16 protein-coding genes and 1 tRNA gene are annotated in these 23,731 nt (G+C 29.6%); 9 read left to right on the top strand and 8 right to left on the bottom strand.

Features of this window, described 5'->3' with window-relative positions:
* Positions 1-167 precede the first annotated feature (167 nt).
* Entirely contained in the window at positions 168-785 is a 618-nt protein-coding gene (locus tag M9409_RS02690; RefSeq protein WP_250226828.1) for a Fe-Mn family superoxide dismutase, read from the bottom strand.
* A 335-nt stretch (positions 786-1,120) separates the two neighbouring features.
* Here M9409_RS02690 and M9409_RS02685 point away from each other — a divergent pair.
* Both M9409_RS02685 and M9409_RS02680 read left to right on the top strand, forming a co-directional pair.
* Positions 1,121-1,195, top strand: a tRNA-Pro gene (locus M9409_RS02685).
* Positions 1,196-1,409: 214 nt separating this feature from the next.
* The gene (locus tag M9409_RS02680) at positions 1,410-3,494 is read left to right on the top strand and encodes a M3 family metallopeptidase (protein WP_250226827.1); all 2,085 of its coding nucleotides are present in this window, start codon (positions 1,410-1,412) and stop codon (positions 3,492-3,494) included.
* Positions 3,495-3,640: 146 nt separating this feature from the next.
* Here the strand turns inward: M9409_RS02680 and M9409_RS02675 are convergent, their stop codons facing one another.
* The gene (locus M9409_RS02675) at positions 3,641-5,263 is read right to left on the bottom strand and encodes an inorganic phosphate transporter (protein WP_250226826.1); all 1,623 of its coding nucleotides are present in this window, start codon (positions 5,261-5,263) and stop codon (positions 3,641-3,643) included.
* A 353-nt stretch (positions 5,264-5,616) separates the two neighbouring features.
* On the opposite strand from M9409_RS02675, the gene ubiA reads away from it, so the two are divergent.
* On the top strand, positions 5,617-6,489 hold the full coding sequence (gene ubiA / locus M9409_RS02670) for a 4-hydroxybenzoate octaprenyltransferase (protein ID WP_250226825.1): 873 nt from the start codon (positions 5,617-5,619) through the stop codon (positions 6,487-6,489).
* 243 nt (positions 6,490-6,732) lie between these two features.
* Here the strand turns inward: ubiA and zur are convergent, their stop codons facing one another.
* A complete protein-coding gene (gene zur / locus M9409_RS02665) occupies positions 6,733-7,206 on the bottom strand; it encodes a zinc uptake transcriptional repressor Zur (protein ID WP_250226824.1) in 474 nt (157 codons plus the stop codon).
* A gap of 548 nt (positions 7,207-7,754) precedes the next feature.
* Between zur and dnaB the strand changes: the two genes are divergently transcribed.
* From dnaB to gltP, 4 genes are all read left to right on the top strand, one after another.
* Positions 7,755-9,128 carry a replicative DNA helicase gene (gene dnaB, locus M9409_RS02660; RefSeq protein ID WP_250226823.1) on the top strand — a complete coding sequence of 458 codons (1,374 nt, stop codon included), beginning with the start codon at positions 7,755-7,757 and terminating at the stop codon, positions 9,126-9,128.
* Positions 9,129-9,604: 476 nt separating this feature from the next.
* Positions 9,605-10,081 carry a single-stranded DNA-binding protein gene (gene ssb, locus M9409_RS02655; RefSeq protein ID WP_250226822.1) on the top strand — a complete coding sequence of 159 codons (477 nt, stop codon included), beginning with the start codon at positions 9,605-9,607 and terminating at the stop codon, positions 10,079-10,081.
* Between the two features lie 608 nt (positions 10,082-10,689).
* Complete coding sequence (locus M9409_RS02650; protein WP_250226821.1) at positions 10,690-12,333, top strand: Na+/H+ antiporter; 1,644 nt, start codon at positions 10,690-10,692, stop codon at positions 12,331-12,333.
* 706 nt (positions 12,334-13,039) lie between these two features.
* Complete coding sequence (gltP, locus tag M9409_RS02645) at positions 13,040-14,326, top strand: glutamate/aspartate:proton symporter GltP (protein ID WP_250227209.1); 1,287 nt, start codon at positions 13,040-13,042, stop codon at positions 14,324-14,326.
* Between the two features lie 306 nt (positions 14,327-14,632).
* On the opposite strand, the gene M9409_RS02640 is transcribed toward gltP, so the two are convergent.
* The 5 genes from M9409_RS02640 to M9409_RS02620 all read right to left on the bottom strand — a co-directional run bounded on the left by M9409_RS02640 (position 14,633) and on the right by M9409_RS02620 (position 21,239).
* Entirely contained in the window at positions 14,633-15,040 is a 408-nt protein-coding gene (locus M9409_RS02640; RefSeq protein WP_250226820.1) for a Rid family detoxifying hydrolase, read from the bottom strand.
* 67 nt (positions 15,041-15,107) lie between these two features.
* Entirely contained in the window at positions 15,108-16,136 is a 1,029-nt protein-coding gene (gene argF / locus M9409_RS02635) for an ornithine carbamoyltransferase (RefSeq protein WP_250226819.1), read from the bottom strand.
* Between the two features lie 223 nt (positions 16,137-16,359).
* Positions 16,360-19,215, bottom strand: a complete 2,856-nt coding sequence (locus M9409_RS02630; RefSeq protein ID WP_250226818.1) for a valine--tRNA ligase — start codon at positions 19,213-19,215, stop codon at positions 16,360-16,362.
* An 11-nt stretch (positions 19,216-19,226) separates the two neighbouring features.
* A complete protein-coding gene (locus M9409_RS02625) occupies positions 19,227-19,679 on the bottom strand; it encodes a DNA polymerase III subunit chi (RefSeq protein ID WP_250226817.1) in 453 nt (150 codons plus the stop codon).
* 51 nt (positions 19,680-19,730) lie between these two features.
* Positions 19,731-21,239, bottom strand: a complete 1,509-nt coding sequence (locus M9409_RS02620) for a leucyl aminopeptidase (RefSeq protein WP_250226816.1) — start codon at positions 21,237-21,239, stop codon at positions 19,731-19,733.
* Positions 21,240-21,499: 260 nt separating this feature from the next.
* On the opposite strand from M9409_RS02620, the gene M9409_RS02615 reads away from it, so the two are divergent.
* Together M9409_RS02615 and lptG are read left to right on the top strand one after the other, a co-directional pair.
* Positions 21,500-22,621 (top strand): LptF/LptG family permease, encoded by a 1,122-nt coding sequence (locus M9409_RS02615; protein ID WP_250226815.1) that lies wholly within the window; start codon positions 21,500-21,502, stop codon positions 22,619-22,621.
* 38 nt (positions 22,622-22,659) lie between these two features.
* Positions 22,660-23,700, top strand: coding sequence for an LPS export ABC transporter permease LptG (gene lptG / locus M9409_RS02610; protein ID WP_250226814.1), 1,041 nt, complete (start codon positions 22,660-22,662; stop codon positions 23,698-23,700).
* Positions 23,701-23,731: the final 31 nt, after the last annotated feature.

The raw sequence follows: 23,731 nt of genomic DNA, 5'->3' as shown, positions 1-23,731 counted from the left end.
ATATTTATGTGTGTATTTTTTAATTTCAGTTAGCTCGTTAATAATTTTTTACGAGCTAACTGAAATTATGATCAATGGTACTTCGTAAACTTGTTTGTGTTTAGAATGCCATCAAATTTGACATGTGTATATAAAACTCATATCTTTTAGTTTAATTAATAACTATTTTATACTTGATTGAATTGCTCGTGTACTTCATCCCAGTTCACTATACTCCAAAATGATCTAATATACTCTAATCGCCGATTTTGATATTTTAAGTAATAGGCATGTTCCCATACATCTAGACCAAGAATTGGGTGTCCATTTGTTCCGGAAATATCTGTTCCCATTAATGGGTTATCTTGATTAGCAGTAGATACTATAGATAAAATATTATTTTGTTTTATAAGCCATACCCAACCAGATCCAAAACGACTAATGGCGGTTTTTTCAAAATGATCTTTAAAAGAAGAGATACTTGAAAAGTTATATTCTATTGCATCTTTTAATGATCCTTGAAGTACAGTATTTTTTTTAAGATACTTCCAAAAAAGGCTATGATTGATATGTCCTCCGGCATTATTACGTAATATAGTTTTTTTGTGATTAGGTAAATGATTTAATTGTTTTATTAATTCTATAACAGATAGATTAGAAAATTCAGGTAAATCAATTAGCGCTGCATTAGCGTTATCAATGTATGCTTGGTGGTGTTTTGTATGATGAATCTCCATAGTTTTTTCATCAAAAAATGGCTCTAAAGCATCATATGAGTAAGTTAAAGAAGGTAATATAAAACTCATAATTAAAATTTCTCCATAATAATGTAAATAGTAAGACTATTAATTCTAAGCATAATTTAGATTATACATTTGTTAGATAATAATGTATACGAATAGATTATTTATTAATAAATGTATGCAAATTATTTATATTATTTAATATGATGTTTGTGTATATTTCAACTTTTGATAAAACATGATAAAATAAATATTTTAATTTAGATATCTGTTTAGTGGTATTCTTATTGATAAAATCGTATTAGTAAATTCTAAATTTTGTTGTGGTTGATTGTGTCAATAAAATCAGAATATTTATGTTGAATCGCGAGTTATATGCAACCATACTTATAACACGACGGTGAGTAGCGTAGTTTGGTTAGCGCAATACGTTCGGGACGTATAGGTCGAAGGTTCAAATCCTTCCTCACCGATATAAAATAATGATGTATTTATTGAATTTTACGTAAATTGATAAACAGTAAAATGATTGTAAATGATGCGTCAATAAAGACCTATTTAATTAAATAAATAAGTTTACAGATAATATCTGGATGTATGTATAACCTGTTTATGTATATGATTTTAATACAACGTGAGATTTCAAAATTGGCTATACGATAGCTATAATTTTTTAAGGTTTGTTTTATGGATAATAATCCGTTGTTAAGCTATTCTATATTTCCTCCGTTTTCCTCTATTAAGGTAAGCCATATAAAAGAGGCTGTGCGAACAGTATTGACTCATTGTTATAATACGGTAGAGCAGATTGCATCTGAGAAACGTATTACTTGGGACACGTTATATTATCCGTTGATGATTGCAGAAAATGAGTTGCAACGCACTTGGTCTCCGATAACGCATTTAAATTCTGTGCAACATAATTTAGAATTACGTAAAGTTTATGAAGAAAGTTTACCACTTATTTCTGAATATAGAAATTGGGTCAATCAACATTATGGATTGTATAGATCGTATCAATTATTACGACATGGAGATGCTTATCAACAGTTAAGTTCAATACAAAAAAAAGTGTTAAATAATATTTTACGTAATTTTAAATTATCAGGAATTTATTTGTCTCCACAGAATAAAAAGATATATGCATATATAACCTCTAAATTATCCCGATTAAGTTCAAATTATGCCAATAATGTATTTGACGCAACGTTAGGTTGGAATAAGTTAGTTACTGAAAAAAAAATATTATCCGGAATACCAGATCATATATTAGAGATTGCTCGTGCAGCAGCACAAGTTCGTGGAAAAAAAGGATGGTTATTTACATTGCAATATCCTAGTTATTCTTCAGTTTTGTTATATTGTGATACCCGAGAACTGAGAGAAGAACTATATTGGGCTTTTAATACTCGTGCTTCTGATCAAGGACCTAATAGCGGAAAATGGGATAATACTTTGGTAATGGATGAAATTCTTGCATTACGCTATGAGTTAGCACAAATTTTGGGATTTAGTACTTATCTTGAAAAATCTTTAGCAAACAGAATGATACAAAGCCCAAAGCAAGTATTTGATTTTCTTATAAACCTATCCGACCAGATACGCCCTTACGAATATAAAGAATTTTTAGAAACACAAAATTTTGCTAAAAATAAATGTTCTTGTATATCTTTATATCCATGGGATGTTGCATATTATAGAGAGAAACAGAAACAGTATCTTTTTTCTATTAAAAATGAAGAACTACGTTATTATTTTACTGAAAAAACGGTACTTCATGGAATGTTTTCAGTAGTGAATCGCATTTATGGAATCATTATTAAAGAACGTTATAACATAGAGAAATGGCATTCTGATGTACGATTTTTTGATATTTTTGACGAAGAAAATGAGTGGATAGGAGGATTTTATTTAGATATATACCTTAGAAATGATAAGAGAGAGGGTGCTTGGATGGATGAGTTAGTGAGCATGATGTATCGGAATAATACTGCTAATCAAAAACCCATCGCATACTTAACTTGTAACTTTAATCGTTCAGAAAATCAAAAATCTTCATGTTTGCTGACGCATCATGATGTCATTACTTTATTTCATGAGTTTGGGCATGTACTACATCATATTATGACACGCATTGATATTCCAGAGATATCTGGAGTTAATGGGGTACCTTGGGATGTGGTAGAATTACCTAGTCAACTCATGGAAAAATTTTGCTGGGAACCTAATGTATTACAATTAATTTCCATGCATTGTCAAACACAAGAACCGTTACCTGATCATATAATAAATAACTTATTAAAAACAAAAACATACCAATCATCATCGTATCTTTTACGTCAAGTGATATATGGATTATTTGATTTACGAATACATCATGAATATATTCCGGGGGAAAAGAGGAGTGTATTAAAAATATTTAATGACGTAATAAAACAAATATCAACGTATCATTTTTCAATGGATTGGGATCGTTTTCCTCACTCTTTTTTACATACTTTTTCTAATGATTATTCTGCAGGGTATTATAGTTATTTATGGTCGGATATGTTGGCATCCAATGTTTGGTGTCGTTTTCAAGAATTAGGCATTCTTAATTCAAAAATAGGGAAATTGTTTCTTCATGATATTCTTGCGTTGGGGGGGTCCATTGACTTAAAAAAATGTCTTTCAAAATTTTGTAGTACACACACTATGACAGTAAAACCGATGCTAAGATATTATGGGTTCTCTGTTACTATTGATAATTCTATGTTAATAAAACGTGCATAATTTATTATATACACCATTTTAATTGTATGCAATTATTCTTAGATTAATCAGATAAATTGATGATAGAGGATGTTGTTTGGTTTTTTTGACAGATATCTTCAGTAGTTATGTGTAAGAAATCTAGAAGTTATTTATACTTTTTTGTTTTATATTTGAATGTATTTATGTAATAGTGTTAATGTAACCCAATAAAAACTTCCGCTTAATATAGTAGACACAGGTACAGTTAATGACCAAGTAATTAATATGTTTTTTATCGTCTTCCCTTGTACTCCCCATCCCCGAATTAGCATGCTCCCCGTAATGGATGAGGATAATACATGAGTAGTTGATACAGGCATTCCAACGTAACTTGCTGTGCCTATAGATATAGCTGTAGTTAATTGGGCTGATAAACCCTGCGCATAAGTCATCTCCTTTTTTCCTATTTTTTCCCCGATAGTAGTAGCAACTCGTTTCCACCCAATTACCGTACCTAAAGATAATGATAATGCAACAGCCAAAATGATCCAAGTTGGTGCGTATTCAATGGTGTTCAACAAATTTTTTTTTAAGTGTTTAAGGAAATTTTTATTTTCATACGAGGTTTCTGGGAGTACTATGATTTGATCTAAAACATCTACTACATAGATGAGTAATTGTCTCATTTGGGAACGTTGATCTACGTTTAATTGAGCATAATTATCCAAATTTTCAAGCAACAGTAAAGCGTTATTGATAATAGTAAGAGTTAATGATAAATCGTGGAAAATTTTTCTTAGTTGTATCTCTGTTTCTGAAGCAGATAGATATTTATTAAAATATGTTACGTTGTTATTTTTTATAAAAATTTGCGTAGAGTCTTTGATGGAAGGAACAATAACTTTTATTTGGTTTAATGCTATTGATATGGGCATAGATGTGATTTCTGATGGCATGATAGTTTTAAAATTATTATAGTGTTGAGTATAATATTTATAAACGTCATCCACGGCATTTCGAGTACGGGATATATCATGAGTACTAGCATGCATATTCAACATAAAGTTTGCTGGAGCTACTCCTATTAGCAGTAACATGATAAGACCAATTCCTTTTTGTCCATCGTTTGCGCCATGAGAAAAACTAACTCCAGCTGCAGATAAAATTAATATAATACGAGTCCATAATGATGGTTGAGGTTTTCCATATTCTTCTGCTTGTTGAGTTGGAGTGATATGAATGTTTTTATTTTTTTTGTTGCTGTTCCAGTATCTACATAATATTAACATAATTATTCTAGATAGCGTCAAACCTATTATTGGTGATATTATTAATGATAAAAAAATATTAATTAATTTTGGGATATTCAATCCTTGCACCATTGGACAGTGTGTAATAATTGCATGTGCTAATCCGATCCCAATTAATGTTCCGATTAGAGTGTGAGAACTAGAAGTAGGTAATCTGAAATACCATGTTCCAAGATTCCATAGTATCGCTGCAAATAATGTGGAAAAAATCATAGCTAAAATATGGTTAGTATTGGAATTCATAAAAAAATGAGTGGGAAGTAAATGGATAATTGTATATGCAACACTCAAACCACTTAGTGTTACGCCTAAGAAATTGAATATTCCTGACATTAACACCGCACTGTGAGAACGTAATGCGCAAGTGTAAATTACAGTGACTACAGAATTAGCAGTATCATGAAAACCATTAATAGCTTCATAAACACATACGAGAATCAATGCAAGAATCAACATAATGCTGATGTGTATTTCTAAGTTGAATAGAAAGTGTGACATAAGAAATACGCCATTATTAAAATGATAAAATTCGTATTATCTAAGAGAATCTATATAGAAAAAAAGAAAATTATATTTTTTTACGATGATCATATGTATACATGATATATTTCATTATTGTACGGTCATGTTGTTTGTAAAAATATTTCATGCTTGCTTCCTATTGTATATGACATAATATTTATTGGTTTGATAAATCGGCGATGGATACGATTGCGGTAATACGTAATTATTTCATGAAATATAAGTGAAATAAATATCCACAATGCCATTGTATATACTGTGATAACATTATCGATGATTGATATTGTTATTGGTAAAAAGTTACAATGATTATATTAATTACTAATTTTATGTCAAACGGGCTTTTTTTTATTAAAAAGTGCTATAATCTAGCACAGTTAATGCGCATTAATCAACCTATTGGGTTTTTTCTATTACTATGGCCTACTTTATGGGGGTTGTGGTTGTCACATCAAGGTATCCCGGATAAAGGGATTTTGATAGTGTTTGTTGTCGGCGTATTGTGTATGCGTTCTTCAGGTTGTATCATAAATGATTATGTTGATTACGATATTGATAGTCGTGTTCAACGTACTAAAATGCGTCCTTTATCATCTGGGAGGATCACAAAAAAGGAGGCATTAGTGGTATTAGTGATACTTCTTTTTATTGCATTCATATTGGTTCTAAGTTTTAATGTTATTACTATCTTGTTATCTGTAGTAGCATTGATATTGTCTTGGATATATCCTTATCTTAAAAGATACACCTATTTTCCTCAATTAATGTTAGGAATATTATTTAGTTGGCCTATTTTAATGACGTTTACCGCAATTAATAGTCCTGTAAATAGTACTGCTTGGTTATTGTTTCTGATGAACACTGTATGGACAGTGGTGTATGATACACAATATGCTATGATAGATCGAGAGGATGATATATGTGTGGGAGTAAAGTCATCTGCTGTGTTTTTTGGAGACATGGATAAATTTGCAATAGGAATGTTTCAGTTGTGTATTATATTTATATTGGGAATTATTGGATGGAAAGAACGATTTACTGTAGCATTTTATTTTTTTTCATTATTTGGTGTCATCGTATTATTTACGTGGCAACAAATATTGCTTAATAAAAGAAAACGAATGAAATATTTTCAGGCTTTTTTGAGTAATAATTATGTAGGTATGTTAGTGTTTATAGGTATTGCTTCAAGTTTCTATTAATTTACAGATAATAGATTTTATTTTTTAAGAATAAGAGTGTATAGAATAAGTGTATGTACAAAGTAGCCTTACGAGTTTATGTGGATTCTAAAGTATTAAAATTTTAATTTAAGTTGATATTAATATACGGCGCAATTATGGATAAATTGTTAGTTTTAATTGATTTTTTTTATTATCATAATATTAAAGATTCATGATGTATATATAAAATATTTGTATTAATTTTAGTACATATATAAATAATTAGGGTTTGTAATGTGAGTGCAACTTAATATTGATACATTTGGGACATAATCCGTGTGCTTCAATAATATTATTAAACATAGTAAATCCTGTGATTTGAGCCATGTTTTGTAAAATTTCTTCGATTCCTTTTGTTGTTTGTTCGGTAACTTGTTTGCAACTTTTACAAATAAAGAAAGCAAAATTATGTGATAATTCAAAAAAATAGTGGCATAACATAAAACTATTAGTAGATTCAACACGATGAATAAATCCTTGTGCTAACAGAAAGTTTAAAGCGCGATAAATAGTAGAAGGTTTTGCGTGGGGTAGCGAAGATTGTCGTAGTAAATCTAGTAAATCATAAGCACTTATAGCTCCGTTGTATTGGGATATCAATCGTAAGACCGCCAAGCGTTGCGGTGTTAAACGTACACATCGTTGTTCGCACAGTTTTTTAATTTGAGTTAATATTTTTTGGATATTAGTATTCATACTGTTCCTTAAATTATTGATGATATAGTTATGTTATTGTCAATATAGGAGGTATAAATCAACAGTTATTTGATATATCCCTGAAAAAAAGATGATACTAAAAAGTAATTATAGTACATATAAAAATGTAGATTTATTAATTAATTGTGTCTTTTACGTTTATAGCATATAGTTTGCAGTAAATGAATAATAAATAATATTGAAAGATGGTTACGCATAATGATTTTATTTTTTATCTATAAAAAGATGTTTATGTACTGTATGTTTATACTATCATCGATTAAACTGTAAGTATTTTCATATTATATTAGTAAAAATATTGTATTATTAGATACAAAATGTATTTTAATTTCATTTTTAATATTTTAAACAATCCCAGTATACATAGGTATGATATTTGTATATATGATTTTATGATTGGCATTAGTTTAGTTATTTTGGGTGTTACACAGGTATTTGTAATGGTGGAAATATGGTTTTCATGTTTACAAATTTAGATATTTCTTGTTAATAAAAATAAAAATTTATGCGGAGAAAATATTAAGACAATGCATGTTTCGCATGATCAACAAGTAAATAATGTAAAGATACCACCGTATTCATTAGAAGCTGAACAATCAGTATTGGGTGGTTTAATGTTAGATAATACTCAGTGGGAATATGTATCAGTACAAGTAAATTCTGATGATTTTTTTAATTATGCTCATCGAATTATTTTTAATGAAATGAAATGTTTGTTAGAAAGGAATAAACCTATTGATTTAATAACACTGTCGGAATCTTTAGAGATTCAAGGAAAATTAGAATTAGTGGGAGGATTTGCATATTTAGCAGAGTTGTCAAAGAATGTTCCTAGTGTCTCTAATGTAGTTGCATATGCCGATATAGTACGTGAACGTTCGGTAATACGCGCAATGATTGCGATAGCAAATAAAATTGCTGATGCCGGATATAATCCTCAAGGTCGAAGCAGTGACGAGCTATTAGATTTAGCTGAATCTCTCGTTTTTCAAATCTCAAATAGTAAAAGTAATCACAATATTAATCCACAAGGAATAGATCATATTTTAGAAAAAACAGTTGCTCATATTGAGAAGGTATGTAATAAACCGAAATATGGTGTTACTGGTGTTTCTAGCGGATATAAAGACTTGGATAAAAAAACTGATGGTTTACAAAAATCTGATCTTATTATTATTGCTGCTCGTCCTTCTATGGGAAAAACTGCTTTTGCTATGAATTTATGTGAACATGCCGCAATGACTGAGAAGAAACCAGTGTTGATATTTAGTTTAGAAATGCCTGGTGATCAAATTATAATGCGTATGTTAGCTTCATTGTCTCGAGTTGATCAAGTGCGTATTCGTACGGGGCGACTGAATAATGAAGACCGAGAAAGAATTACTAGTGCTATGGAACTTCTTTTGGAAAAACGTAATATATATATTGATGATTCTTCGTGTTTAACGCCTTCTGAAGTGCGTGGTCGTGCTCGTAGGTTGTGTCGTGAACATGATGGTTTGAGTTTGATTATGATTGATTATTTACAATTAATGAGAGTGCCGTCTTTATCTAATAATCGTACATTAGAAATTTCAGAAATTTCTCGTTCGTTAAAAGCTTTAGCTAAAGAATTAAAAGTGCCAGTGATAGCAATCTCTCAGTTAAATAGAGGTTTAGAGCAACGTACTGACAAGCATCCTATTAACTCAGATTTACGTGAATCTGGAGCAATTGAACAGGACGCCGATCTTATTTTATTTATTTATCGTGATGAAGTGTATCATGAAAATAGCGAAATGAAAGGGGTTGCTGAAATTATCCTAGGGAAACAACGAAACGGTCCCATTGGCACCATACGGTTGATGTTTAACGGACAATGGTCTCGATTTGATAACTATGTTGAATCTGGTCAATATTGATATTCTATTGGTGATGTGGATTTGTTGTAGATATTACTATATAAAGTAGTAACTTATGTATTTATTTTAAGCAAAGTTTTTAGTATTTGTTTTACAATAAATGATACATAATACATATATAAATATTATTGTTTAATTATGTTTTATACTGTAATAAACATAAAAAATAAAGTTAATTATGAATTAATAATTAATTATTATTATATGTTTCAGTATAAATGTGATTTTTAATTTTTTTCATGAAATTCATGCAATAATTTAAAATTTTTTACTAATACAGTGTCGTATCACTCGATAAAATACTGATTCTTAATATGATTCATTTTATTTTATGGAATTTTTTAGAAATATTAGTTAATAATATTGGTTTTGATTGAAGTATATTAATTATATTGTTTAATGCAATGGCAATCACATAGTTATTTGAATAGAAATGTTTTATATAAAAACCATACGATGTAATTAGCGGAGGCATTGTGGCTAACAGAGGAATTAATAAAGTTATTTTAATAGGGTATCTCGGTCAGGAACCGGAGATTCGTTATATGCCTAATGGTAATATGGTCACTAATATTTCAGTAGCTACTACTGAATCCTGGAAAGATAAACAAACGAATGAATTTAAAGAAAAAACTGAGTGGCATCGTGTAGTGTTATTTGGAAGATTAGCAGAAATTGCATCAGAATATTTGCATAAAGGTTCTCAGGTGTATATCGAAGGATCGTTAAAAACTAGAAAATGGCAAAATAAAAATGGACAAGATCGGTATGTTACTGAAATCATTGTTAATATCGGAGGAACAATGCAAATGTTGGGTAGCCGTCATGCAGGAGAAAACGTATCATTAGATGATCAGAACATAATGAATAACAGTGACGAATCTACATCGAATGATGTAGCTTCTAATGATTCGCCCGATGTTTCTTTCGATGAAGAGGATATTCCTTTTTGAACGAACTTGAATGCATTAAAATTGACTTTGGTCTGTTTTATTGTGTGAGATGTTGTTGTGTATGGGTTGGATTTTAGAATAGTTAGGCTCATGTTATATATTTATATATAGCCTATAAACATCAATATACATAGATTATGTTTTGTATTTTTAGTTATATCAACAGAAATTTCATATTGTTATCATGTTGTTTAAATTATATAAACTAATCAAATATGCATTTATATTTTTGCTATCATTCAATCAACTTGATCATATTAACGAGTGTTAAAGTGCTTCAAACAGAGTTATTACAAGAATTGCCATACATCTAGGATGTTATACAGTAAGTATATATACATATATGAATGGTACATTCAATACTATATTGAATATATTTAAATAATAAATCATAGTGTTTATATTGTTAAAGCAAATGTAAAAATATTTTGATTTCTTGTACGTAGTATATAACCAAAGGGTTATATACATATATAAATTCATCATTTTGTTTAATGCATTATGCATTAATGCCATGCTTATATACAATATGAAGTAAATATAAAACTAATATTATATTCGTAGGTAAAATATTTATTTTTTTTTTTTGATACGGTTGAGATTACGGCATGGAGATTTTTTTCACGATTCTTATTCTTACTTTAGCTGTCTCTATGTCAGGAGTTATAACGCGAATTTTGCCATTTCAAATGCCATTACCTTTAATGCAAATTGTATTAGGAGCTTTATTAGCTTGGCCTAGATTTGGATTACATGTAGATTTTAATCCTGAATTATTTTTGTTGCTTTTTATTCCCCCTTTATTATTTTCTGATGGTTGGAAAACTCCAATGCGTGAGTTTTTGCGTCATGGGGGAGAAATTGTTATATTGGCATTGGTATTGGTTATTATTACCGTGGTTGGTATTGGATATTTAATTCATTGGATGATACCAGAAATGCCTCTCGTAGCAGCATTAGCATTGGCAGCAGTTTTATCTCCAACTGATGCAGTAGCGCTTTCAGGCATTGTGGGGGAAGGACGTATTTCTAAAAAGATTATGGATATTCTTCAAGGAGAAGCTTTGATGAATGATGCATCAGGTTTGGTATCGCTCAAATTTGCTATTTCAGTAGCTATGGGTACTATGGTTTTTAGTGTAAGTGGAGCTTCTATAGAATTTATCAAAGTATCTATGGGTGGATTATTAGCAGGGGTAGCTGTTACTTGGGGATATAGTAAATCATTAAGGGTTATCACTCATTGGAGCGGTGGTGATCCTGCTACTCAAACAATATTGCTTTTATTATTGCCTTTTGCGGCATATTTGGTTGCTGAACATATTGGGGTATCTGGGATATTATCGTCAGTTGCTTCGGGAATGACTATTGGGCAATCAGGAATAATTCGCAATGCACCGTTAGCTATGCGTTTAAGAGGGAATAGTGTTTGGACGATGTTAGAATTTGTGTTTAATGGCATGGTATTTATTATGCTGGGATTGCAATTACCAGATATTTTATCAACCTCTATTTCACAAGCAGCAATGGATCCAACTATTAAAACATGGATGTTATTTGTATACGTAATTCTTATTTATTTCGCATTAATGATACTTAGATTTGGGTGGTTGTGGTTGATGAAAAACATAAGTTTATATTGTATGACTAAGCGTCCAATGGTATTTGGTGAATATAGTATACGAGAGATTTTAATTGCTTCTTTCGCTGGGGTACGTGGCGCTATTACATTAGCAGGAGTACTTTCAATACCACTTTTTTTGAGAGATGGATCAGTTTTTCCATTTCGTTATCAATTAGTTTTTATTGCCACTGGTGTTATTCTGTTTTCTTTACTATGTGGTGTAATTGTTCTTCCGTGGTTGTTGCAGGGAATTATAGTATCTGATAAATTATTACAACGAAAAGAGGAACGTATGGCACGAGCGATAGCAGCAGAAGTAGCTATTGAAAGTTTGTATAAACTGGAAGAACGGTTAATACATAGCCAAGAAGAAAATATTGATAGTCAAATTATTAATGAGGTAAGTGCGCGTGTTATAGGGAATTTACGTCGTCGTATAGATGGCAACAATGATGCGAATTCTATGTTAACTGAAGAATTAGAAAGACGGATGAGGTTGAATGCATTACGTGCTGAACGAGGAGAATATTATCATTTGCGCGCACAACAAAAAATTAGCAATGAAACATTAACTAAATTATTACGTGATTTAGATTTTTTGGAAGCTTTATTAGCAGGGCACGAATAATATCACTTATCTTAATAAAGATAATATTGTGATTTCGTGTAAAGATTATGGTAGTATTAAATACTAAAGAATTTAAAAAAAATTAAAAGTAACTGATATAAATATTGGTCATGTATGCTGTTGTGATAATCTCAATTATATAGTAAAATACGATGTTATTTTATTTTCAATGCAATTATATATTGTTATATGTTACGTGTTGACGTAACATATAATTTTTTTTGTTAAAAAATAATAATTTTTTGATGGATATTTCGTTATGAGATCGGTTGGTTTTAATTATGGGCGGTTTTGTCCTTTTGGCAGGTAGTTTGAAATTATTAGGGTCTCTCTATTTAAGATAGAGATAGGGTGTTGATGTTATATTGTGCTTAGTTGTAAGTTTTCATGAATAGTTAATACATAATTTTATGTATTAATTTGGTATATTACTCAATGCACATAAAAAAATATGTTGCGTTGAGTTTTGTTTTTTCAAGTAATTGTGTTTAATAAATCATTTATAATGGATATGCAGTGTTTTGATATAAAGTTTAATCAATTTTTTGTGAATTGGTTTATGTTTGTGATTAGTAGTTTCTTTGTGTACGTTTGTGTTATTTCATGGGGATTCTGAGAAGAAAATTGTTTAAATTAATTGAATATGATTGATTCGGAATTGATGGTACAACAAACATGACTCATTTTAATTAAGGGAACTATGATGATTAAAAAGTTTAAAATTACCCTTGCTTGGAAAATTTTTTTTGCTTTAAACTTGGGTATTATTTTAGGAATTGTATTGCATAATCAAATAGAATTAAAAGATTGGATGATTACTACATTTTTGTCTCCAGCTGGAGAAATTTTTATCCGAATGATAAAGATGATCGTGGTTCCCATTGTAATGGCTACGTTGGTAGTTGGAATTGCTGGTATTGGAGATGCTAGAAAATTGGGCAGTATTGGTTTAAAGACTATCATTTATTTTGAGATTATTACAACACTTGCTATAGTGCTTGGTGTAGCTTTCGCTAATTTGATGCATCCTGGTTATGGAATTGATATGTCTCTTCTTTCGAAAACAGATATTTCAATGTATGAACAAACTACATCTGAAATACAATCCAATTTAGTGAACACTATGTTATCGTTGATTCCTTCGAATATTATTCATTCTATGGCTAAAGGAGATATGTTGCCAGTTATTTTTTTTTCAGTCATCTTTGGGCTCGGATTAGCTACGTTACCAGAAAAAACTAAAACTCCATTATTAGATATTTTTAATTCTATAGCGGATACTATGTTTGAAGTAACACATATCGTGATGCGGTATGCTCCTATCGGAGTGTTTGCTTTGATTTCAGTGACCGTTGCGACTTTTGGATTTAGCTCTTTATTACCCCTTACTAAACTTGTATTATTAGTTTATGGTGCTATTATTTTTTTTGCATTAGTAGTATTGGGTATAGTGGCACGTATATGCAATCTTAGAATTTGGAAATTAATTTGTATTTTAAAAGAAGAATTGATTTTATCTTTTTCTACTGCTAGCTCAGAGACTGTATTACCGCGTATCATAGAGAAAATGGAAGCTTATGGAGCCCCTTCAACTATCACTGGATTTGTGGTGCCTACTGGTTATTCTTTTAATTTAGATGGATCAACTTTATATCAAAGTATTGCTGCTATTTTTATTGCGCAATTATACGGTATTGAGTTAGCTTTAAGTCAGGAAATTATTTTGGTATTGACTTTAATGATTACTTCTAAAGGTATTGCTGGTGTTCCAGGGGTTTCTTTTGTAGTGTTATTGGCTACATTAGGTAGTGTAGGTATTCCATTAGAAGGATTAGCGTTTATAGCAGGGGTAGACAGGGTTTTAGATATGGGTCGTACAGCTTTAAATGTCATAGGCAATGCTTTAGCGGTGCTAGTTATTGCAAAGTGGGAGAATCAATATGATACAGAACGAGCGCTTATATATGAATCAGAGATGTTATCTAGTAAATAAATAAAATAGTATCTGTTATTTATAATAATTTATAAAAATAAAATTTTTCAATATTGGTATATTTAAAATTTTTGTTTTCTTTAAAAATAAAGATGTATGTAATAATGATGAAAGAATTTTATTACTTATTGTGTAAGTATCTTTTATAAATAGAGAGATAATGCAGTTTGAGGTCTGTATACATCTATTTGGCTCCCTATTTAAAAAATAGGGAGCCAAATAGATGTATCATTATATCAATGAGATTATGCAAAATGATTTGTTTGTTTGTTGTTTATTAGTGTTTTTGTCATGATTATTATATATCTATAAAATACGCGCAGCGATAGCTTCAATTTCTATTTTAGCATTTTTTGGAAGTCTAGAAACCTCTATACAGGATCGTGTTGGTAAGATTGTATCTTTATTATAATTAAAAGAAGATGAATGAAAAAAATTTTTATAGCTAGCATTTATAGTAGGCATATCATTTATATCAATGACAAACAATGTAGTTTTAATAATATTGTTTATTTTTAAACCAGCAGTTTTTATGATGTTTTGGATATTGTTTAGTGATTGATGTGTTTGATCGTAGATATTATCAGGAATAGTATCTGTATCCGGGCATATTCCTATTTGTCCAGATACAAATACTATGTTTCCTATGTCTATTGCTTGAACATAAGGCCCCATAGGGAGGGGGGATTTTTTTGTATTGATAATGTGAAACATATGATTTATCCTAATTTTTTAATGAAAAAGATGCTCTAATTTTGAGTATTTATATCAAATAATTCTATTATTTATTAATAAAATTATTAGCATTGGGTAGTAACGTTGCCAGAATCAGAGCTTTGGCGGTATGTAATCGATTTTCAGCTTGATCAAACACTACACTACAAGAAGATTCGAATATATCGTTTGTTACTTCTAGTCCATTTTTCAAATTATATTGTCTTGCTATTTTTTTACCAATAGTGGTGTCGTTGTTGTGTAATGCCGGTAAACAATGTAGAAATTTCACATTTGGATTATTGGTCTCTTGGACCATACGATGGTTTACTTGATATGGAGATAATAAAGAAATACGTTCTTTCCATATTTTTTCATTTTCTCCCATAGATACCCATACATCAGTATATAAAAAATCTACATTATTGATTCCGATAGGAATATCTTCAGTCAGTGTGATATTTCCATTATTACGTTGCGCAATATTTTTACAATTTATAAATAGTTCTTGTGTTGGCCAAAATATTTTAGGTGATACCAATCTCAAATCAAATCCCATTATAGCAGCAGCTTCTAATAAAGAATTGCTGATATTGTTTTTTGCATCTCCTATATAGGCTAACTTCATTTGATGAAACATTTTATGTGGTAGTTGTTCTTTCATAGTCATCAGATCGGCAAGTAATTGTGTTGGATGAAATTTTACGGTAAGTCCATTCCATACTGGTACCCCAGAATATTGTGCAAATGTGGTAACTGTATCTTGACTGTAACCGCGATATTGAATCCCATGATACATGCGGCCTAATATTTTAGCAGTGTCTTTAATAGATTCTTTATGCCCAATTTGACTAATATTTGGAGTCAAACAGGTTACACATGCACCTTGATCAAATGCTGCTACTTCAAAGGCACATCTTGTTCTAGTTGAATGGTTTTCAAAAACGAGTACAATATTTTTTCCGTTTAATTTTTTAATTTCAGTTTGTGTATGTTTTTGGTGTTTTAAATGACTGGATAATTGTAATAAGTAATAAATTTCATTTATAGTGAAATCCATTAATCGTAAAAAAGATCGTTTATATAATTGATTCATATGATATTTACCTAAAATATTGATATTTATATAATCATGTGGTGTTGAACATTGTGAATATATATATGGAAATTAATTTTGATCATCAAAGCGTGAGAGTTATTTATAACTAATTAAAAAATAATGGAATAAATTTATTACTTAATTTTTTAATTCATACTTAGAATACGAATAAAAATTTATTTTCCAAATTGTTTTTATTTATATTTTTTGTATCAACTGATTACAGTTTTTTTATTATATCGCATTGATCAATCAATTTATTTTGAATTTGTTCGTAATAATTTAATAGTTTTTGTTTATTTTGGATGACGGAATTTGGAGCCTTCTTCATAAAATTATTGTCATCTAACAGTTTTTGTATTGCTTCAATTTTATGATTTATTGATTTTGATTCTTTTTTCAATCTATTTATTTCGATCTCTTTGTTAAACGTTTCAGGTATTTGTATTAATAATTCTGATGAATCTAAGGGTATTATCACTGATTTTGGATAAACTGTATCTTTGGGTATGAAATTGATACTTCTTAATTGAGCAATATGACATAAAATATTGGAATTTTCTGTAATGCGTCTTTTAATTTCTGATGAAGTATTTCTAAATACTATCTGTAGGGGTATATTGTATGCTATATTCATGTTTACTCGAGTGGTACGTATTGCTATGATAGTATGTTTCATCCATTCTAGATCTACTACAGATTTTGTGTCGATCATAGATTCATTATATTCTGGAAATGATTGTAGCATAATTGTTTTTCCGTTATTTCCACTAATTATTTTAACTTCTTGCCAAATTTTTTCTGTGATAAAAGGAATAATTGGATGCGCTAATCTTAGTAATGATTCTAACAATGTAATTAATGTGTAACGCGTGCCTCGTAGTTCTAATGTATTTCCATGGTAAAGTATTGGTTTCGTTAATTCTATATACCAATCACAAAACTGATGCCAAATAAATTCATGTAAAATATTTGCTATTTTATCAAAACGATAAATTTCTAACTTTTTATGAAAAATTTGTATTGTTTGATAAAATTTTGTGGTGATCCAACGATCTGCTAAGGAAAATGATTTTTCTTTAGCAGATATACCGCAATCTTGATTTTTAGTATGCATGAGAATAAAGCGACTAACATGCCATAATTTATTGCAAAAATTACGATAACCTGTTAGTCGTTTCATATCCCAATGTATATCTCGTCCAGATGATGCTAATGCTACTAAGGTGAATCGTAAAGCATCTGTTCCGTAAGGTTTGATTCCATTGGGGAATTGTTTTTTGGTATATTTTATAATTTGATTAGACAATTGTGGTTGTAACATGTTTTTTGTTCGTTTTTTTAATAAATTTTCTATTGAAATACCATCTATTATGTCTATTGGATCGATGATATTTCCTTTAGATTTAGACATTTTTTGACCAAATTCGTCGCGTATAAGACCGGTAATATATACAGTTTTAAAGGGAATTTGCGCTGATCCGTTGTCATTTTTAATGAAATGCATAGTTAACATAATCATTCGTGCAATCCAAAAAAATATGATGTCAAATCCACTGATTATAATGTTAGTAGGATGAAAAACATTTAATAAATTAGTATTTTTAGGCCAACCTAAAGCAGCAAATGTCCAAAGACTTGAAGAAAACCATGTATCTAATACATCTTCATCTCTATGTAATATTACGTCGTTATCTAATTTATTTTGTGTTCTAATGTCTTGCTCGCAGTGTCCTACGTATATTTTGTTATTATCATCATACCAAGCAGGTATTTTGTGTCCCCACCATATTTGACGAGAGATGCACCAATCTTGCAGGTTGTGCATCCAGCTAAAATACATATTTTTGTATTGTTTTGGAATAAAATTAATCATATCTAAATTTACTGCGTTTATTGCATGTTGTGATAAATTTTTAATTCGTATATACCACTGATTAGTCAACATGGGTTCGATTATAGTGTCAGTACGATCACTATATGGAATCGTTATATCATGAGGTTCTATCTTATGTAGCAATTTAAGTGCGTTGCATTCGGAAATTATTTTTTTTCGTGCTTTATAACCGTCAAGATTATGGAATATTTGGGGAATATTGCAGTGTAACTGCTCATTAAGTTGTCCATAGCTGTTAAATACTTCTGGTTGTGTAAGAATTTTTCCATCAAGTGAAAAAATTTTTATCATAGGTAATGCATGTCTTTTTCCTATAACATAATCATTAAAATCATGGGCAGGAGTGATCTTAACGCAACCGGTTCCTTTCAACATGTCTACATGTTTATCAAAAATAATAGGAATACGTCTGTTAGTTATAGGTGTGATAACGTATTTTCCGATTAAATTTTTATAGCGAGTATCTTCTGGATGTACTGCAATGGCAGTGTCTCCTAATATAGTTTCTGGTCGTGTTGTTGCGACAACTAAGTGATTAGAGTTTGAATTAATAATAGTGGAGTTATCAAATTTATAGTTTATATACCACATAAAACCTTTTGTTTTTTTATTTGTAACCTCTAGATCAGAAATTGCGGTTTGTAATTTGTAATCCCAGTTTACCAACCTTGTTCCTCTATAAATGAAATTATTTTGATATAAACGAACAAAAGCTTCTGTTACTGCATAAGACATCTCTGTATCCATGGTGAAACGTTTTCTTTTCCAATCTACTGAATTCCCTAATCGTTTCATTTGATAAGTAATAAATCGTTCAGATTGATTTTTCCATTCCCAAATTTTTTTTATTAATTCATCACGCGTATAATCGTGTCTGTTTTTACCTGTATTATTGTAAATTTTATGTTCCACCAGCATTTGAGTAGCAATCCCAGCATGATCTGTTCCTGTTTGCCACAAAGTGTTCTTGCCTTGCATTCTTTGATAACGAATCAAGACGTCCATAATAGTTTGTTGAAATGCGTGTCCGAGATGTAATTGTCCTGTAATATTAGGTGGAGGCATCATAATACAATAACTTCCTTGAGATGTATCTCCATGGGGACTAAAGTAGTCTTCATGTTCCCAACATTTATAAATTGATTCTTCTATGTTTTTAGGGTTATATATTTTTTCCATGATATAATTGCTCATGAAGTTGGAGTGTTAATAACATTTATCTGAAATCCATTTCTTTTGTAGGATTGATATCTGTATCTTGCCCATTTTTTTAAAATGTCAGGTATGGGAACAAAATCTATTATTTCGTTAAAATTAAAAAAAAAGCTCATATTTTTTTGCATAAGATTTATTAATAAATCTCTTGGTTGATTATCATAATAATATTGATTCCAATATATGGTTATTGGAGCGTGATGGATATTTTTCCCAAATAGATTATGTGGCAAAAATGAATCTTGATCAAATGTCCACAATATTTCGTCTATTTTTGTAGCTTGCTGTTTATTTTCACAAGTTACTAATATAGTTTTTCCCGATCTCCACTGCATAGTTATTAACTTGCAAGCAAATTGTTCGATATAGTCAGATTTATTTTGTTGTTCAAATTTTTGAGATAGTAAGTAAAAAGTACCGTGTTTCATATATTATTGATCTTGATTATTTTTATAAAATTGATTTTATAAAAATAAATTTTAAATTTCACGGGATGATCTATTGATTAGGTATTGCGATAAAAGTGCAACGGGGCGTCCCGTTGCACTTTTATCGCAATGCTCAGATATCCATGCTGTTCCAGCAATATCTAAATGTGCCCAACGATATTTATAAGCGAACTGTTGAAGAAAACATCCGGCTGTAATAGCACCACCGGGTTGACCCCCAACATTTGTCATGTCCGCACATGTAGATTTTAATTGTTTTTGAAACATTTCGTCTAATGGTAATTTCCAAACATAATCTTTGGTTTGTTCTCCAGCTATAATTAATTCGTTAGCTAAATTTTTGTCATTAGACATTAAACCGCTAAAATGATGTCCTAAAGCAATCACACAAGCTCCGGTTAATGTAGCTATATCTATTACAACATCAGGTTTATAACGTTCTGCGTATGTTAATGCATCACATAGAACCAAACGACCTTCAGCGTCAGTGTTTAATACTTCTACTGTTTTTCCTGATAAAGTAGTCAAGATATCACCTGGACGGAATGAAGTATGGCTTATCATATTTTCACAAATAGCAAGTATTCCGATAATATTTAGTGGCAAATTTAGTTTTATCGCTACACACATAATTGCATATACTGTAGCAGCTCCACACATATCATATTTCATTTCATCCATTTTATTTGATTCTTTAATAGAAATTCCACCAGAATCAAAGGTTACACCTTTTCCTATAAATACAATAGGAGGAACATTAGATCCTTCAGGATGTCCTCTGTATTTAATTATGGGCATTGTAGGAGCATAACGAGATCCTTTTCCTACTGCTAAATAAGCATTCATACCTAATTGTTTCATTTTTAAGGCATCGACTATATTTATTGTGACATTATCATAGTTAGATAATTCATTTACTTGATTGACAAAATAATCAGGAGTACAAAAATTAGGAGGCATGTTTCCTAGGTCTTTAGCTGTTTTTATTCCATGAACGATAGATAATCCATCCCTAATAGATTTTTTACAAAATCTTAATTCATTTTCATTAGGAATATATAATATTATTTCATTTAGTGATCGATTTAATGTAGCTTTATTGTTTTTAAATTTATTAAAAACATATAATTCTTCATTGACGATTTCTATCGTTTGTCTTATTTTCCAATAATTATCGTATCCTTTTATATTTAATTCACTTAAAAAAAGTAATATCCTAACTATGGGCATCTCTTTGCATAAGATTATTATTTTTCGAATTAATTTTTTATAACAATTTTCATTAAAATCAGATTTGTTGCCACAACCAATTAATAAAATTTGTCTATTTTGTAAATGAGGTACGTCGTATAATAAAAGTGTTTGAGTGATTTTTCCGTGTAACGCTCCACGATGTAACAACGAACTGATATATCCTTCGCTTATGTCATCAATTTTTTTGGTAGAGGGAAATAAATGTAATTCTTCAAATACGCCAGTAACAATGCAGCCGTCAGGATATAATTCTATATGATCGCTAGTAACTCTAAATTTTATCATAAAATTTCCTATGTGTAAATATGTCAAATGATATGCTGCAAAACAAACTAGATACAACATTCATAAATTTTTTTATATTTTATGTGGAAACATAATTAACATATATCATTGTGACGATTTGTATTGGATTTATAACTCAATAGTAATTTTTTTGTTGCATTATACACAAATCGGAATATGTATCATTTTTTCAACATCATAATCTGTTACCATTACAATACTTATTTTTTATGTAAAAACAAGTTTTTTTAGGCAATATAATGATATTTACCAAATATATATTGAAAGAAACATTTAAGAATCAGTTCATTATTTTAACATTGTTATTTTTAGTGTGCTTTTCTCAAAAATTGGTTAAAATGTTGGGTTTGATGATAGATAATAATATTTCAATATGCTTGATTTTTCTGTGTCTTGGATTAAATATACCAGAATTAGGAAAATTACTTATTCCTTTTAGTGTATTTTTAAGTGTGTTAGTAACGTTTTATCGATTACATGTTCATAAAGAAATTATAGCTATGTATTCTTGTGCTGTAGATAAATATATCTTTATAAGAAGCATGGTTTTTTTTAGCGGGATCGTTGCTATATTCACTATGATTAATATAGCGTGGTTATCTCCTTATTGCTCAAGTTGTCAAAGTAGATTGTTGTATCAAATTAAGGAAAATATTAATTCGGTTGTTTTATCAGAAAAAAAATTTCAACCGTTAGCTACTAAATACTTAATTTTATTTTCAGATAGCATTCAGGGAAATACATTAAAACACGTGTTTTTATCGAAAAAAAATCCAGATAAAGATAGTGATATGTTTATAATTATCACTGCAGATCAAGGCAGTGTTTGTAGAAATTCTGATGGATCTCGATCAATTATTTTAGAAAAAGGCACATATTATGAAATTTATAATAAGTGTGAGTTGCGCAAAGATGTGTTTATTACCGATTTTTCTCAGTATGCAATGTTAATCAATGGTACTTTTAAAAGATTGTTAAAAAAAAATGAATCTGTTGATCATATGTCTATGTATCAGTTATGGTGTTCTGATCAATTAGAGATGCGGATGGAGTTTCATTGGCGTTTAACTCTGTTAGTATCTATTTTTATTATGCCAATGATCGCAGTATTATTAATCACTGTTGTTTCATATAATTATTTCTCAAATTTGTTAGCAACACTTGTTCTATGTACAATTTTTTTTATTTTTCATATTTTACTGCGCTCTTATATTCTGTTGGATACAATAAATCCTATAGTATGGATGTGGGTTATTAATAGTATTTATTTATCGATAATTTTATTGCTTAATTCATGGGATACTTCTTGTATGAAAAAATTAGTTTTAATAATGTGTTATCGTAGTCACATAAAAATATAGTGTATATGTATAGCATTTTGAATGATTACATTAGAAAAATGGTTATATCGAATATAACAGCGGTGTTCTTAGTGTTACTATCTTTATCTAGTGTAATCAAATTAGTTGATGAATTGCGTAAAACAGGAGAAGAAAATCATTCTGTTTTTGAAGTTATTGTGTATATGGTTTTAAATTTACCAAAAGATTTTGAATTATTTTTCCCTATAGCTACTTTGTTAGGTGGGCTTTTAGGTTTATGCATGCTTGAAGTACATAATGAATTTATAGCAATGCAGGTCTCGGGATTTAGCAGGTTACAGATCGCTTTATCAGTAATAAAAGCTTCTATTCCTGTACTATTATGTAGCATCATTTCTAATGAATGGGTGGTGCCTAATAGTGAAAAAATAATGTGCATGTATCATAATCAATCACAACATGATTCTTCTTTGCTGTCTGTAAAGATTAAAAATCTGTGGTTTATAGATAATAATAATTTTATTTATGTTGAGAATATAATCACTTGTAATGAGTTGTTAGGAATAAATCTGTATAATTTTAATGAAGAAAAAAAATTAAAAAAGATATGTTATATTGAACGGGCAGTATTTGCGAATAAAGTATGGCATTTAATTAATGTAAATGAGTTGGATATTTCTGAGGAAATATATGTTACTAATAAAAAAATACCCCATTCTGAATGGAATGCTGCGTTAACTCCATATAGATTATCCATGATGATTACGCATCCAAATTTTTTGTCTATTTCTAAATTATATAGTTGTGCTAAATATTTTAATAGGATTGGTCAAAATTCTAAATATTATCAAGTGATTTTTTGGAAGAAAATATTATCTCCTATCTCTGGGTCGGTGATGACCATAATGGCACTAGCGTTTACTTTTGGACCATTATATAAAAAAAAGATAGGTGTTAGACTATTTGTAGGAAGTATAGTGGGGTTTTTATTTTATATTGTAAATCAAATATTTGGAATATTAAGTGCTACACATAGTGTTTCTCCAATAATTGGATCTATATCACCTAGTGTAATATTTTTAGCAATTAGTGTTATTATTATGTGGATATATTCATAATCTTATGAATATAAAAATTTTTGACAATTTT

The organism is Blochmannia endosymbiont of Camponotus sp. C-046 (assembly GCF_023585865.1).
Taxonomy (GTDB): Bacteria; Pseudomonadota; Gammaproteobacteria; order Enterobacterales; family Enterobacteriaceae; genus Blochmanniella.
The sequence above is the reverse complement of the archived record's forward strand: the minus strand, read 5'-3'. Positions and strand labels throughout refer to the sequence as shown.